Origin of the sequence: Rhizobium sp. BR 315 (assembly GCF_050577975.1) — a bacterium.
Lineage (GTDB): Bacteria > Pseudomonadota > Alphaproteobacteria > Rhizobiales > Rhizobiaceae > Rhizobium > Rhizobium miluonense.
This window is the reverse complement of the sequence record NZ_JARWKZ010000031.1, coordinates 39,452-53,147: the sequence shown is the minus strand read 5'-3', so window position 1 is coordinate 53,147 and position 13,696 is coordinate 39,452. Positions and strand designations below refer to the sequence as shown.

Annotated in this window: 14 protein-coding genes; 7 read left to right on the top strand and 7 right to left on the bottom strand. The window is 59.7% G+C overall.

Going from position 1 to position 13,696, the window contains the following annotated elements; all coding sequences use genetic code 11:
- Positions 1 to 276: 276 nt before the first annotated feature.
- Together QD409_RS24020 and QD409_RS24015 are read right to left on the bottom strand one after the other, a co-directional pair.
- A complete protein-coding gene (locus tag QD409_RS24020) occupies positions 277 to 972 on the bottom strand; it encodes a CBS domain-containing protein (protein ID WP_430763848.1) in 696 nt (231 codons plus the stop codon).
- 144 nt (positions 973 to 1,116) lie between these two features.
- Complete coding sequence (locus QD409_RS24015; RefSeq protein WP_430763866.1) at positions 1,117 to 1,860, bottom strand: response regulator; 744 nt, start codon at positions 1,858 to 1,860, stop codon at positions 1,117 to 1,119.
- Between the two features lie 134 nt (positions 1,861 to 1,994).
- On the opposite strand from QD409_RS24015, the gene QD409_RS24010 reads away from it, so the two are divergent.
- Positions 1,995 to 2,744 carry a Crp/Fnr family transcriptional regulator gene (locus QD409_RS24010; RefSeq protein WP_430763847.1) on the top strand — a complete coding sequence of 250 codons (750 nt, stop codon included), beginning with the start codon at positions 1,995 to 1,997 and terminating at the stop codon, positions 2,742 to 2,744.
- 120 nt (positions 2,745 to 2,864) lie between these two features.
- Complete coding sequence (locus QD409_RS24005) at positions 2,865 to 4,787, top strand: PAS domain S-box protein (protein ID WP_430763846.1); 1,923 nt, start codon at positions 2,865 to 2,867, stop codon at positions 4,785 to 4,787.
- 88 nt (positions 4,788 to 4,875) lie between these two features.
- On the opposite strand, the gene hemN is transcribed toward QD409_RS24005, so the two are convergent.
- From hemN to QD409_RS23985, 4 genes are all read right to left on the bottom strand, one after another.
- Positions 4,876 to 6,222 carry an oxygen-independent coproporphyrinogen III oxidase gene (hemN, locus tag QD409_RS24000; RefSeq protein WP_430763845.1) on the bottom strand — a complete coding sequence of 449 codons (1,347 nt, stop codon included), beginning with the start codon at positions 6,220 to 6,222 and terminating at the stop codon, positions 4,876 to 4,878.
- 2 nt (positions 6,223 to 6,224) lie between these two features.
- Positions 6,225 to 6,761 (bottom strand): ATP-binding cassette domain-containing protein, encoded by a 537-nt coding sequence (locus tag QD409_RS23995; RefSeq protein ID WP_430763865.1) that lies wholly within the window; start codon positions 6,759 to 6,761, stop codon positions 6,225 to 6,227.
- Positions 6,762 to 6,875: 114 nt separating this feature from the next.
- Complete coding sequence (locus tag QD409_RS23990; RefSeq protein ID WP_430763844.1) at positions 6,876 to 7,811, bottom strand: hypothetical protein; 936 nt, start codon at positions 7,809 to 7,811, stop codon at positions 6,876 to 6,878.
- The gene (locus QD409_RS23985) at positions 7,811 to 9,412 is read right to left on the bottom strand and encodes an ATP-binding cassette domain-containing protein (RefSeq protein ID WP_430763843.1); all 1,602 of its coding nucleotides are present in this window, start codon (positions 9,410 to 9,412) and stop codon (positions 7,811 to 7,813) included. The genes QD409_RS23990 and QD409_RS23985 overlap by 1 nt, the downstream gene beginning before the upstream one ends.
- Before the next feature lie 101 nt (positions 9,413 to 9,513).
- Between QD409_RS23985 and QD409_RS23980 the strand changes: the two genes are divergently transcribed.
- The 3 genes from QD409_RS23980 to cydX are packed head-to-tail and all read left to right on the top strand — an operon-like array spanning position 9,514 to position 12,430.
- Positions 9,514 to 11,097 (top strand): cytochrome ubiquinol oxidase subunit I, encoded by a 1,584-nt coding sequence (locus tag QD409_RS23980; protein ID WP_430763842.1) that lies wholly within the window; start codon positions 9,514 to 9,516, stop codon positions 11,095 to 11,097.
- Positions 11,098 to 11,122: 25 nt separating this feature from the next.
- Positions 11,123 to 12,277 (top strand): cytochrome d ubiquinol oxidase subunit II, encoded by a 1,155-nt coding sequence (cydB, locus tag QD409_RS23975; RefSeq protein ID WP_430763841.1) that lies wholly within the window; start codon positions 11,123 to 11,125, stop codon positions 12,275 to 12,277.
- Between the two features lie 21 nt (positions 12,278 to 12,298).
- On the top strand, positions 12,299 to 12,430 hold the full coding sequence (gene cydX / locus QD409_RS23970) for a cytochrome bd-I oxidase subunit CydX (protein ID WP_092852819.1): 132 nt from the start codon (positions 12,299 to 12,301) through the stop codon (positions 12,428 to 12,430).
- Positions 12,431 to 12,564: 134 nt separating this feature from the next.
- Here cydX and QD409_RS23965 read toward each other — a convergent pair whose 3' ends face one another.
- Positions 12,565 to 12,822 carry a DUF2934 domain-containing protein gene (locus tag QD409_RS23965; RefSeq protein ID WP_092852817.1) on the bottom strand — a complete coding sequence of 86 codons (258 nt, stop codon included), beginning with the start codon at positions 12,820 to 12,822 and terminating at the stop codon, positions 12,565 to 12,567.
- Positions 12,823 to 12,962: 140 nt separating this feature from the next.
- Here QD409_RS23965 and QD409_RS23960 point away from each other — a divergent pair, with 140 nt between their 5' ends.
- Together QD409_RS23960 and QD409_RS23955 are read left to right on the top strand one after the other, a co-directional pair.
- A complete protein-coding gene (locus tag QD409_RS23960) occupies positions 12,963 to 13,424 on the top strand; it encodes a YbhB/YbcL family Raf kinase inhibitor-like protein (RefSeq protein ID WP_092852815.1) in 462 nt (153 codons plus the stop codon).
- Positions 13,425 to 13,507: 83 nt separating this feature from the next.
- Entirely contained in the window at positions 13,508 to 13,678 is a 171-nt protein-coding gene (locus tag QD409_RS23955) for a hypothetical protein (protein ID WP_167668035.1), read from the top strand.
- Positions 13,679 to 13,696 lie beyond the last annotated feature (18 nt).

Genomic DNA, 13,696 nt, shown 5'->3' with positions numbered 1-13,696 from the left:
GTTCGATGGAACGTCGTCAACGAGCAATGCTGATCGCTCGGCGTCATAAGATCTAAGCTTTTATCGTGAAGACCGGATTTGTGCGGCCGTCGGTGCTGCATCTTGCAGTGGCTTCCAGCGCCATCTCGCGTGAATTCCTGCCTCGCCCGACACAAGGCCACGACGTCGAGGAGAACACACGACATCGAGACAAAGCTGCGCACCCGGCATCGGGCGAGGCCTGGACGGGCGACGCCGTGGGGTTGGGCGCCGCCGTCTTGTGCCAAGCGAAATCGCTTAGACTATGCCAACGCCGATATAGGGATCGATATAAACCAGATTGTCGAAGACCGCACGCACGCCGGAGACATTTTCGGCAGCAACCTTTGCCGCCTGGCGCTCTCTTTCATCCATGATGCTCCCTGAGAGCTCGGCGACGCCGTCGACCACCTTGACGCGGATGGAGCCGCGCCGGCTCCAATCCTGCGAGGCAAGCTCATTTATGATCGCCGCTGCGATCTCCTGATCCCTGCTATCGGTTACCGGCGTTGGAAGGGCATTGACAAGAGCTTTTAGAAGATCCGATCGGGAGATGATGCCGACGAGCTTGCCGTGCGAGACAACGGGAAGGCGTTTGACATGGTGCTTTTCCATAAGCTCGACCACGTCCTGCAAGCCGGTTGTGGTGGTTACCGCGACCACATCGGAGGTCATGACGTCTTCGACCGTGCGGCCGTGAGTCGATACATATTCAGCAGCGAGCGTTCCCGGACTGGTGAGTAGCTCGAGCAGCCACGAGCGTTTGCGTTCGGTGTGCAATTCGCTGCGCCTGATAAAGTCGCCTTCGCTGACGATACCAACCAGCTTGCCTTCCGCATCAACCACAGGAAGACCGCTGACATGATTGTCAAGCATCGTCTGGGCGGCATCCGTGATGGAAGTTTCGGGGCGAACGGCTATGGCAGGGGATGTCATGATCGCGTGGACAAGCATGTCGAGCTTACTCCTTCAAGGTGACGTTGCCGATGAGATCCGGCGACTGGCCGTGAGGATAGAGCTCCGGCGGGATTTCACTTTGATTACGATCAAAGCGGGCGCCGCTGACGGGCATAGATTTTTGGAGTCCGGCCGACGTAGTCAGACGGCAGGCGCTGTTCGATCCAGCTTCGCGGTGAAGACATAGCCAACCCCGCGCACCGCCTTGATGAATTGCGGCTTCTTGGGATCCGTTTCGATCTTGCGACGCAGCCGCACGATCTGGGCATCGATCGTGCGATCAAAGGCTTCAAGGTTGCGCCCTCTGGTGAGATCCATGAGCACTTCACGCGTGAGGACGCGTCCTGCATTGCGAACGAATGCCGTCAGCATTTCGTATTCGCCCGTCGTCAATTCGACCTCTTGTCCCTCAGGGTCCAGTACCTGACGTCGGCTAATGTTCAGCCTCCATCCCTCGAAACCGATGATCTCCTCGGCGCTCGGCTCCGAAACCCGCGCGGGAGCCTGGCGTCGGCGCAGGATCGATTTGAGGCGGGCGTGGACCTCACGAAGGTGAAACGGCTTGGCGATGTAGTCGTCAGCGCCGACTTCCAACCCGACTATCCGGTCGACGACATCATCACGGCCTGTGAGCATCATGATCGGCACGTCCGACTGGGCGCGAATTTCGCGGGCAAGATCAAGTCCGTCCGTGCCGCCCGGAAGGACGAGATCGAGTAGAATGGCGTCGAAGTTTTGCGCGCGCATGCACACCCGCATCTCGTTCCCGTCCGCGGCGGAAGAAACGATGTAGCCTTCATCCTCGAAATAGCGCGTCAACATCTGGCGAATGCGGGGGTCGTCGTCCACGACGAGGATATGCGCGTGATGGTGGAGCGCCGCCATCGTCGATTCGATCAATGTACTAAACCGCCGTTGTTACAGACTGTTACCAAACAGCACCGTTTTTAACACGCGCAACATCCTGGTGTCACCTGCGACAGGTCATCTGTTCCCATCGACAGCTCAGAGGAACGGTCATGCTGCAGACGAATAATGTTCATCATCTCAAGGAAGTCACGAACCCGGCGCTGTTCGGCGCCGAGCCGGACAGCCTGCAGGCACTTTTCAGAAAGCAGCCCGTCGAGTGTCTGGCCGCCGGCCAGTCCCTCTTCTTCGAAGGCGATCCGGCAAAGCACCTTTTCGAGGTGGTCGAGGGCAGCCTGCGCATCTTCAAGATCATTTCCGATGGACGCCGCGTCATCACCGGCTTCTTGCACGCCGGCGACATCGTCGGCGTTTCCTTGAAAAGCCATTATCTCTATAGCGCCGAGGCGATCGTCGACACCCGTATCCGTCGCTTCTCGCGCAAGACATTCGAGGCTGAGGTTGCCAGGTGCCCCGACTTGCGGCCCGAGGTATTCTCGCGCCTTTGTGACGAAATGGCTGCCGCTCAGGATCAGATGGTGCTGCTGTCGCGAAAGAATGCGGAGGAGCGGCTGTGCACTTTCCTGCTCAGGCAAGTGCAGCGCGGGCCGGGTCTTCGAGGGAACATCGCCATTGTCGAATTGCCGATGACGAGGCTCGACATTGCAGATTATCTCGGTCTGACGATCGAGACCGTCTCCAGAACGATGACCAAGCTGACCCAACGAGGGATCATCTGTTCGATCGGCCGCCACGCGGTGCGGGTCATGAAGCATGGTGTGCTCGCCCAACTTTCCGGCGACGATGAATATTATGGCGACGAGCGTAGCCAAATCTCTTACGCTTCGGGTAATCACCACTAGAGTAATTCCAGGAAAAGTGCGCAGCGGTTTTCCGTCCGGAATGTGTGAAAACAGAAAAATGGAGTGCCTTCGCGATTCGAAGAAAAGCGAAAATGCTCTAGGTGCAGATGAAGAGAGCCAATGAGCAGCAAGACCGTCAGTAACGTTTTGGGTGGAAACAAAGTGGACGAAATCACCCGCCTGCTCGACGGAGTCAATTTGATCGTACATGGCTTGGACGGGATCATCAGCCACTGGACGGGCGGCTGCCAGGCTCTCTACGGCTGGTCGCCGGAGGAAGCCATTGGACAAGTTGTTCACGAGCTCCTGTCGACCCGTTTCCCCAGGCCGCTCGAGGAAATCCGCAACATCGTCCGGCGTGATGGTGCGTGGGAAGGCGAGGTCGTGCATCGCGGGAAAGACGGCCGCTCACTCTTTGTTGCGACACGTTGGGCGCGCGTTGCACCGGATGCTGGCGGCAAGACGCTGATCATTCAGACGAACAATGATGTGAGCGACATGAAGAGAGCTCAGGACGATCTTGCGGAGAGGGAGGCGCATCTGCGCTCGATTCTCGATACCGTGCCGGAATCCATGGTCGTCATCGACGATGTCGGGACGATTTCGTCCTTCAGTGCCGCGGCGGAAAAGCTGTTCGGCTATGCGGCTGCGGAGGTGTGCGGCAAAAACGTGAGGATGCTGATGCCGCAGCCCGATCGCGCTGCGCATGACGGCTATATCTCGCGTTATCTGACAACTGGAGAGCGCCGCATCATCGGCTACGGGCGGGTGGTTACGGGGCAGCGCAAGGATGGGTCGCTGTTTCCCATGGAACTTGCCGTCGGCGAGGCGATCACCAAGGGCGGGCGCATCTTCACCGGTTTCATCCGTGATCTGACGAGCCGGCATAAGATCGAGGAAGAACTGCGGCAGGCGCAGAAGATGGAAGCGATCGGGCAACTGACCGGGGGCCTGGCGCATGACTTCAACAACCTACTCACGGTCATCAGCGGCAACCTCGAAATGATCGAGAACAAGCTTCATGACGAAAAGCTCCGTCCGCTGTTGCGCGAGGCACAGGACGCCGCTGAAGACGGGGCAAAGCTGACGGGACAGCTGCTTGCCTTCGGGCGCCGTCAACCGCTTAATCCGAAACTCGTGGATGTCGGCCAGCTCGTTTCGGGCTTTTCCGATCTCCTGCGGCGGACGCTGGGCGAGACGGTCGAGTTTCGTACGATCGTTTCCGGATCGGCAAACAATGCGCTGGTCGATGCGTCGCAATTGCAGAATGCACTGCTGAACCTCGTTCTCAATGCGCGCGATGCCATGGATCGTGGCGGCAAGCTCTCGATCGAGATTTCGCGTGTTCATCTCGATGTCGACTATGCACAGATGTATCCGCAGGTTCGCACGGGTGAATTCGTCCTGATTGCGGTGACGGACACTGGCCACGGCATGTCGGCAGACACGAAGCAGCGCGCTTTTGAACCTTTCTTCACCACGAAAGGCCTTGGTGCCGGCACCGGCCTTGGCCTCTCCATGGTCTATGGCTTTGCCAGGCAGTCCGGCGGCCATGTCCAGCTCTACAGCGAGATAGGTCAGGGGACGAGCGTGCGCGTTTTCCTCCCAGCCGCGCAACGACAAGATGCCGACGTCGGCGATAGTCCACTAGGCGATCCTGCCCATCAGACCATTCCCCGCGGGTCGGAGAAAATTCTCGTCGTCGAGGATGATCCGCGCGTGCGCCGGGTCGCGGTATCCAGGCTTGTCGATGCCGGCTATCAAGTCGTCGAGGCGGCCAATGGCAAGGACGCGCTCGACCGGCTGGACGAGAACCAGGATGTCGCATTGCTGTTTACCGATATCGTCATGCCCGGCGGCATGACTGGTGACGAGCTTGCCAACGCCGTCCGCGCATCGAGGCCGGAAATCAAGATTCTCTTCACCTCCGGCTACGCGGAACCAACCATCGCCGGGCGAGAACTCGCGCAGTCCGGAACCTGGCTGAAGAAGCCCTATACGGCCCGCGAGCTGGCACAGCGGCTTCGAGATCTTCTCGACTAGACGCTGAGCACCCCCCGCCATCGAGTTAGCTAACTCAAACAACAGCAGCAATCTTCGGTTGGCGCCGAATGGCGGCGATAGAAAGACACTAAATTGCCGCCGAATGCCGTGCCTTCTCCGTATTCAGGTACGTATCGAAGTGGGCTGCGATAGACCTCGCGAACAGGCGGCTCTCCCGTTTGATGGAGAAGCCGCCATCGTCAGCGACGAAATGCGGCGATACCTGTGCAAGCATGGCCGCCTCGCGCAGAATTGGCTCGGCGCTCTCGCCGAACGTGTTGCGCAAGGCGATGCTGGAAAAGCCAAAGTCGCACATCAAGCGCTCGATGACCCAGCCGCGCAGTCTATCGTCCTCAGAGAGCGAAAGCCCGCGGGCAATAGCAAGACTGCCCGCTTCGATCAGACGGCTATATTCACCGGTCGAGGGAGTGTTTTGCGCGTAGCCTTCGCGAAATCGGCTGATCGACGAAGGACCAAGACCAATGAGCGTTTCGCAAGGGTCGTCCGTATAGCCTTGAAAGTTTCTCGTCAGACGGCCTTTGCGCGCCGCTATCGCTAGGCTGTCCGTCGGCAAGGCGAAGTGATCGATGCCGATTGGTTGATAACCGGCCTTCCTGATCAGCGCTGCGGCACTCTGCGCCTGCTCGAGCCTCGAATCAGGATCGGGGAGGGCTGCCTCGTCGATCATCGTCTGATGCTTCTTGAACCAGGGCACATGAGCATAACCGAAAATCGCGACGCGATCCGGCCGTAACGACAGCGATAGGTCGATAGTCTTGCCAAGCGTTGCGACCGTCTGAAACGGCAAGCCGTAGAGCAGGTCGAGATTGACAGAACCGACCCCGCGGGCCCTCAATCCGTCGACGATATCGCGCGTTATCTCAAAACCTTGCTCACGGTTGATCGCCTTCTGAACGCGGGGATCGAAATCCTGAATACCGAGGCTTGCCCGCGTCGTTCCAACCCTGGCCAAAGCATCCAGCAGTGCCTCGTCCATGTCGTTCGGGTCGATCTCGACGCTGACGCTTGCATCCGCTGCAATGGTGAGGTTGGCATGCAGCTGCTGAAACAGGCTTTGCAGATCGTCAGGCCTGATCATGGTCGGCGACCCGCCGCCAAGATGGATTGCGCGCACGATACCTCGGCCGGAAAGGTGTCGGCCGAGCAAGATGATTTCGCTATGGAGGGTCGCAAGATAATCGCTGACAGGCCCATACCGCAAAGTCTGCTTCGTATGACAGGCACAGAACCAGCATAGCCGATCGCAGAAGGGAATATGCAGGTAGAGGGAAATCGCCTCATCGGCAGCGAGTGCGCCGATCCAGCCTGCGACCATCCTTGAGGTGACGCCGTCATGGAAATGCGGTGCCGTGGGATAGCTGGTATAACGCGGAACCTTCGCTTCGATCAGACGGTGGGTGGGGACTGCTGTCATGTTCACAATTCCAGGATGGTGCTGTCGTGGAGCCAGATCGGGCGATGGGTCGAGATCACGACAATGCGGTTGCTCAAGTGATCGGCAAGGCGAGCGAGGATTCGCTGGCCTTGTGCCGTGTCGAGATGCTCGGTCGGTTCGTCGAGCAAAACGACCGGCGTATGCGTCAGGAAAGCGCGGGCCAGATTGAGCCGCTGCGCCTCGCCGAGCGAGAGCATATCTTGCCTTATCCATGCATCGAGGCCGCCGGCACTACGGATGCGCTCGTCGAGCTCGACGGCCGCAAGCGCCTGCCACATCATCGTGTCACTGCCTTCGGGATCGAAGAGATTACCTCTGACAGTGTCATCGAGAATTGCCGCATCGTGAAGGACAAGGGTCGTCAGGGCCCGCCGCTGTGGCGCCGACAAGCCTGCTTCGGTTCCCTCGAAGGCGTCTTCACCGATCCAGCCCGCGATCTGCTTCAGGAGGCTCGACTTGCCGCTGCCGCTGGTGCCGACCAGGACCGTTGGAAATCCAGGTCTCAAGCAGAGTGCAATCGGCTGAATGCCGATCGGAGCACCCGATGGGGAAATACGTTGGAGATGCCGGTGCCGAAGTTCGAGCGGCGTTTCGCGCCTTGAACAGACTGGCGGGGGGGCCGCATCTCTTTTTCACTGGCTGATCTCGGCCCAGGCGGCGTCCCGCCGCAGATTGGCGATCAGAATTCGCGAGGCTCCGTTCATGGATTCGCCAAGTGCCAGCCATGCAAATCCAAGCGCGATAGGCAGCAGCATCATCTCACCGCGGTCGCCGGCCAACCAGGCGGCGGCCACGACGCTGATGCCTGCAATCGGGCCGGCAAGGGAAGCAAGCGCATCAGATCCCGATTGGAGGCGGCGTAAGGCGAACACTAAGTCGTCGGCCTCGGAGAAAGCATCCATGGCCGATCGACACTCTTCATCCCAAAAGCGTTCGGCCCTCAAGGAGATGGTGGAAGCCATGGCGGCTCCCAGTCGTTCGGCGCCATCTCGTCGTTGCAATCGCATCTTCGTCCAGACGACTGCGCCGACCTTTGCCAGTCTGCGGCCAATCACGGCGCCGACCAATACCATGGCCGCAATGGACAACAGTGACAATGGCGCGATGATGGCGGAACAAACAAGGAGTGCCGCAAGGCCGGCTGCCATCGTCAGTAGCGGAAGACGGGCGCGCAGACACGCATAGTCGACATCGTCAACATCATCGAGATAATCGGCAAGGCGGGCCTCGTCTCCAAGCTGCCAGCCGGCACTGCGGACGGCGGGTGCCGCCGCCATGGATGCAAACAGATCCACCCGGCGACGTACCTGATCACCAAGAGCAGCCTTGTGGCCGATGAGGCGCTCGCCATAGCGCGCGGCCGTGCGCCCGATGGCGAATAGACGGATGAACGCCGAAGGAACATGGAAGTTGAAGGTGGCAGCCGCCGCCGTCAGTCCGGCGGTCGCGACGGCGCCCAGGAACCAGGCGGAGACGCCTCCCAGCAGGATGCCGCAACAAAGGGCGCAACAGCTCAGGAGTGTCGCCCGGCGCCAGTGCTTTTTATTCGCGGAGAGGGGTTCGCTCATCATGCCGCCACCTCGATATTTTTGTTGTTTGAAAGGTCGATCGTCAGTCTTGCGACGCCCGCCAACTCCCTGTCATGCGTGGCAACGACGACCAGCCGTGAGCGCGCTATGCTGAGAAGCGCCTGCCGAACGAGTGCAGATGTTGTTGCGTCGAGCTTGGCCGTAGGTTCGTCTGCGACAACCGTCTTCCCCGACAGGAGGGCGCGGGCGACTGAGACGCGAAGTCTCTGGCCGCCTGAAAGGTTGCTCCCGCCGCGGCTAAGCAGTGCATCAAGACCACCGGGTAGAAGTGCATCTTCAAGGAGGCCCACCGCGTTTGCGGCATCGAACAGCCTCTGCGGCGATACAGGCGGTAGCTTCCAGCAGATCGCCTCGCGAAGGGTGTGTCCGCCGACAAAGCTGTCGGTCGAAACCCATGCCATATCCCCGGAAATCATCGCTCCGGGATTTGCCTCCGGTTCTAATCGAGCAAGCCGGCGCAGCAGGGTCGACTTGCCGCAGCCGCTGGGACCGGTGATTGCAACAAGGCCGTGTTCGGGAAGCGGCGAGAGAGGTCGGTCAAGCGCGGCAATGGTAACCGTCTCTGGAACATCGGCATTGAGCAGCCGGTCAAGCGCATTCGCTGCAGCCAGACCTTCCGCCTTGGCATGATATTGTTCGGAGAAACGCCTGAAAGGCGCGAAATACTCCGGCGCGATCATCAGGATGAATAGGCTCTGCCAGAGCGCGAGATCGGAAAAGCCTGGGATCATCATCAATTTGAGGTGCCCAAGGCCAAGAAAGACCGCGAGCAAGGCGATCGACAGCGACGCGAAAAAGTCGATGATGCCGGCATTGATGAATGCAATGCCGAGAACGCCCATCGTCTCGCGCGCATAGGTCTCGAGGCGGGCGGAGAGCTTTCTCTCCTCCTCGGCAAGGGCGTGATTGGCCAGAATAGTCGGCAGCGCGCGTATGCGATCGGCAAATTGCCCCGCAAGACGGCCGAAGGCCCGTTCCTGAACTACCGCGCGGCTCCGGATTGCATCGCCCACCAATGCAAAGAACAAAATCATGACCGGCGTCAGACAGATGACGAGGACCGCAGCCTGCCAGGAGACGAGCAAGAGCATGGCTGCGGCCACCATCGGACCGATTCCCATCATCATGGAGGCCATGCGGTGGCCAATGACCAGGGAGGCCACGGCTTCAGGGTAGCGCTGCATGGCTACGACCAGCGTCCCGATGGGCAGCAGGTTCAATTGTCGCGGCGACATAGCGTTCAGGCTTGTTCTTGCGACATCGCGCAACCCCGTCGCGATCGTGGTTTCGGCGCGCGCCTGCATCCTGTCGCCGAGCAATCCCGCGATAGAGGAGCAAGCGAGAAGGCCGATCGCAAGGATCGGTAGCCAGGGATCCACCCCTAGGTCCATTACCAGCCGGCCAGCGACCATGGCGGCCGTTGCCGAGAAGCCCAGCCGCAGAACTAAGCGCGCGACCTGGACCGCAAACACTGCCCGCAAGCTGGTTTTCGCGCCGTCGCGCGCAAGCGCGAGCGCGTCGATTTTGTCGCCGCTGCGGACGCATTCTGGGTTAGTGGTCGATGCCTTGTCTTTGTTCATGCAGCTCTTTTGGCATCGATCGATTGCTTTGCGATTGATCTAGATCAACTCGCCCAAGGATCGCTCGCGCTAACAGATATCGACAAAGAAAGGATCCTCCCATGTTCGACCCACTTCTCGTCGACCTATCCCGGCTTCAGTTCGCCCTGACGGCGCTATACCACTTCCTGTTCGTACCCCTGACACTCGGCCTCTCCATCATGATCGCGATGATGGAGACCGTCTACGTCATGACGCGGCGAACCATCTGGCGCGACATGACGAAATTCTGGGGCGTGCTCTTCGGCATCAACTTCGCGCTCGGCGTTGCGACGGGCATTACGATGGAGTTCCAGTTCGGCATGAACTGGGCCTATTATTCTCACTATGTCGGCGACGTCTTCGGTGCACCGCTGGCGATCGAAGGCTTGATGGCCTTCTTTCTGGAGGCGACCTTCGTAGGTCTGTTCTTCTTCGGCTGGGATCGACTTTCGCCACGCGCCCATATGACCGTCACCTGGCTGATGGCACTGGGTACGAACTTCTCGGCGCTCTGGATTCTGATTGCCAACGGATGGATGCAGAACCCAGTCGGTTCGGCCTTCAATCCCGACACGATGCGCATGGAAGTGACCGACTTCATGGCGGTCTTGTTCAATCCCGTCGCCCAGGCGAAGTTCGTCCACACGGTTTCGGCCGGCTACGTCTGCGGCGCGGTTTTCGTCCTTGGTATTTCCGCCTGGTATATGCTGCGCAATCGGCATGTCGCGCTCGCAAAGCGCTCCTTTGTGATTGCGGCCGCCTTCGGCGTCGCCTCGTCCCTTTCGGTGATCGTGCTGGGTGACGAAAGCGGCTACGCTTTGACCGATAACCAGAAGATGAAGCTCGCGGCCATCGAAGCCATGTGGGAGACGGAGCCCGCACCGGCATCCTTCACGGCCGTCGGAATTCCAAGCCTTGCGGACCGCAAGACCCATTATGCCGTCCATATTCCCTGGGTCATGGGCCTGATCGGTACCCGATCGATCGACAAGGAAATTCCCGGCATCGACCAGCTGGTGGCGAAGGCCGAAGAGCGTGTGCGCAACGGCTTGGGCGCCTATGACGCGCTTGAGAAGCTGAAGGTGAATCTGAACGACGCGGCAGCACGGACGACGTTCGAGGCGAAGTCCCAGGATCTCGGTTATGCGCTCCTTCTGAAGCAATATGTCGAAGATCCGCGCACTGCGAGCGATCAGCAGATCAAGGATGCCGCCTGGTCCTCGGTGCCGCAGGTTCCCTGGCTCTTCTTCTCGTTCCGCATCATGGTGGCGTGCGGCTTTGCCCTGCTTGTCCTCTTCGTTACCTCCCTCTGGTACACGATGCGGGAAAAAGGCGCTCCGCGCTGGCTGTTCAGCCTGGCTGTGCTTGCCATGCCGTTGCCGTGGATTGCGATCGAGCTTGGATGGTTCGTCGCCGAATTCGGTCGCCAGCCCTGGATCATCGACGGTGTGCTGCCGACCTTCCTCGCCACGTCGGAACTCGGCATCTACAACCTCATCCTCAGTATTGCGGGCTTTACCCTGGTCTATGGCGTGCTCGCCGTCATCGAAGTTCGGCTGATGCTGGCGGCCATCCACAAGGGTCCTGATATAGCCGACATGATCACAGGCAAGCCTTCGGCTCCGCTCATGGAAGCGAAACCGGCGATGCAGCCGGGCGAATAGCCCATTCCCGAAAAGGACCAAGTCAATGATCGAATTTCTTCTCAGCTATGAAACGCTGCGCGTCACCTGGTGGATCCTGCTCGGTGTGCTGCTCATCGGATTTGCCGTCATGGACGGCTTCGACATGGGCGTAGGGACGCTATTGCCCTTCGTCGCAAAGACCGACCTCGAGCGCCGGGTCGCCATCAACACGGTAGGCCCGGTCTGGGAGGGCAACCAAGTCTGGTTCATCCTGGGCGGCGGCGCCATTTTCGCAGCATGGCCCGCGCTCTATGCGCTGAGCTTTTCGGGCTTCTATCTTGCGATGTTTCTGGTGCTGCTGGCCCTCATCCTGCGACCCGTCGCCTTTAAATACCGCTCAAAGAGACCGGAGAAGGCATGGCGGGCCCGGTGGGACTGGGCACTTTTCGTCGGCGGCGCCGTTCCATCTCTGATCTTCGGCGTTGCCGTCGGCAATGCGCTTCAGGGTGTGCCGTTCCATTTCACCTCGGATCTGCGTCCGATCTACGAAGGCACTCTTTTCGGGCTGCTCAATCCGCTCGCGCTGTATTGCGGTCTGGTTTCCCTGTCGATGCTGGTCATGCACGGTGCGGCCTGGCTCGCCTTTAAGGCCGAGGGCATCGTCGCCGAGCGTGCGAAGGCAATTGGATCCAAGGCAGCATTCGTTGCCGGTCTGCTCTTTGCCGGAGGCGGCGTGCTGGTCTGGCTCGGGCTGCTCGGCGGCTACCGCGTTACTTCGACCATCAAATGGGATGGCCCTTCAAACCCGCTTCTGAAAAGCGTCGCGCATGATGGCGGTGCCTGGCTTGCCAATTTCGAGGCTCATCCCATTCTCTGGCTCGTACCCGCCATCGGTGTCATCGGCCCCTTCTTCGTGGCATTGGGTTTCCGCACCCGCCGCGAGGGCTTGACCTTCATCGCATCGAAGCTTTCGGTCGCGATGATCATCGCGACGGTCGGCCTGGCAATGTTCCCGGTCATACTGCCGTCGAGCACCAATCCCAGCCACTCGTTGACCGTCTTTGACGCATCGTCCAGCCGCGCGACGCTGCGCAACATGCTTCTGGCAACCGCCATATTCATGCCGCTCATCCTTCTCTACACCGCCTGGGTTTACCGGGTTCTATGGGGCAAGGTCAGCGAGAAGAGCGTCGAGAAGGCCGGGCATTCAGCTTACTGAACTAGGAAAGGAAGAGATAATATGTGGTATTTCGCATGGGTTCTTGGGCTGGGGCTAGCGGCTTCCATGGGTATTTTGAACGCGCTTTGGTACGAGCTGCGTGTTCTGCGCGAAGAGCCTGCCGACGAGATCCTGCAGCTGCCCACACCGTAAGGATGCAGGCATCCCGCTGAGAGCTGAGATGAGACCGACCGCCGGCCGTTGGTAAGAAGAATGGCCGGCGGTCGCATCTTGCTATGTTCCTTGTACCGCGCGATGGAGGCAGGCGAGGGGATAGCGGACGGAATTCATCCGAGACGGCGGCCGTTGGGGTGTTGGTCGCTCTCGATGTCCGACGCATTATCTTCAGCTTGGCTCACTGCGACCTTTTTCCGAAGCTTCGCAAGTATCTCTTCGCCGTCGACGGACGCTCGCGTCCGCTCCATGATCTCACGCTCTTTGGCCGCCTGTTCCCAGTGATGCTGGCTGCGTCCCGAGGGTCGTCCGGCCGCCTCCCAAATGGCATAGGCCCGCTTGCTTATCCACTCGAACCGTTCATCCGTCATGTCTTCTCCTGCTTCGTGGGCGTTTCGAACCGCGGGTGGGAGCGAATGTTGGCCGCGGGGAACAATAATGGTGCTGACGGGTTGCACCTTATGTTCCCAACTTCACAAACACATTAATCCACGACAGAAAGGAGGATCTGATGACTTTGACGTTGATCAGCAAGGCCTTTGCTGAAGACGAGCCGATACCAAGCAAATATGCGCTGGACGGTGAGAATATGTTCCCGCCCCTTGCTTGGGGTGGCGCTCCTGCGAAGACCCAGAGCTTTGCTCTGGTCGTCGAGGATCCGGATGCGCCCAGCGGCACGTTCCATCATTGCGGCATCGCCAACATTCCCGCGCAGTGGGAAGCCCTGGCGGAAAGCGTCGACACGATGCAGGAGAAGGCGCTGCGCTTCTACAAGAACGATTTCGGAAACGCCCGCTATGACGGTCCGCAGCCGCCAAGCGGTGATCCTCCGCATCGCTACATCTTCCGCCTTGCCGCCCTCGATGTGCCAAGGGTGACGCTTCCTGACGCCGTCGGGGCGGAAGCAATGTGGCAGAAGGTGAAGAAACACATGCTGGCGGAGGCGAGCCTCACAGGCACCTACCAGTCATAGGCTACGATCGGCATGCCACAGTGCCGGTCGCGCCGACACGAGTTGAAAGGCCGCCGAAACCCGGCGTTCGTTGGATGGTTGCAATGAGCAGAAATGACCATGATGACGCAGACAAAGAGAAACCGCGTACCTTCCCGGCCGATGATGTCCGTCAAGGCGAGATCATCCTAAAGCGACGATGGCAACGCGTGATATTCATCGGTGGGCTTGCAGGCGCGGTTCTGGTGATCCTGCTGGCACACTTTGCCGGATAAATCTCGGTTAGGCACGGC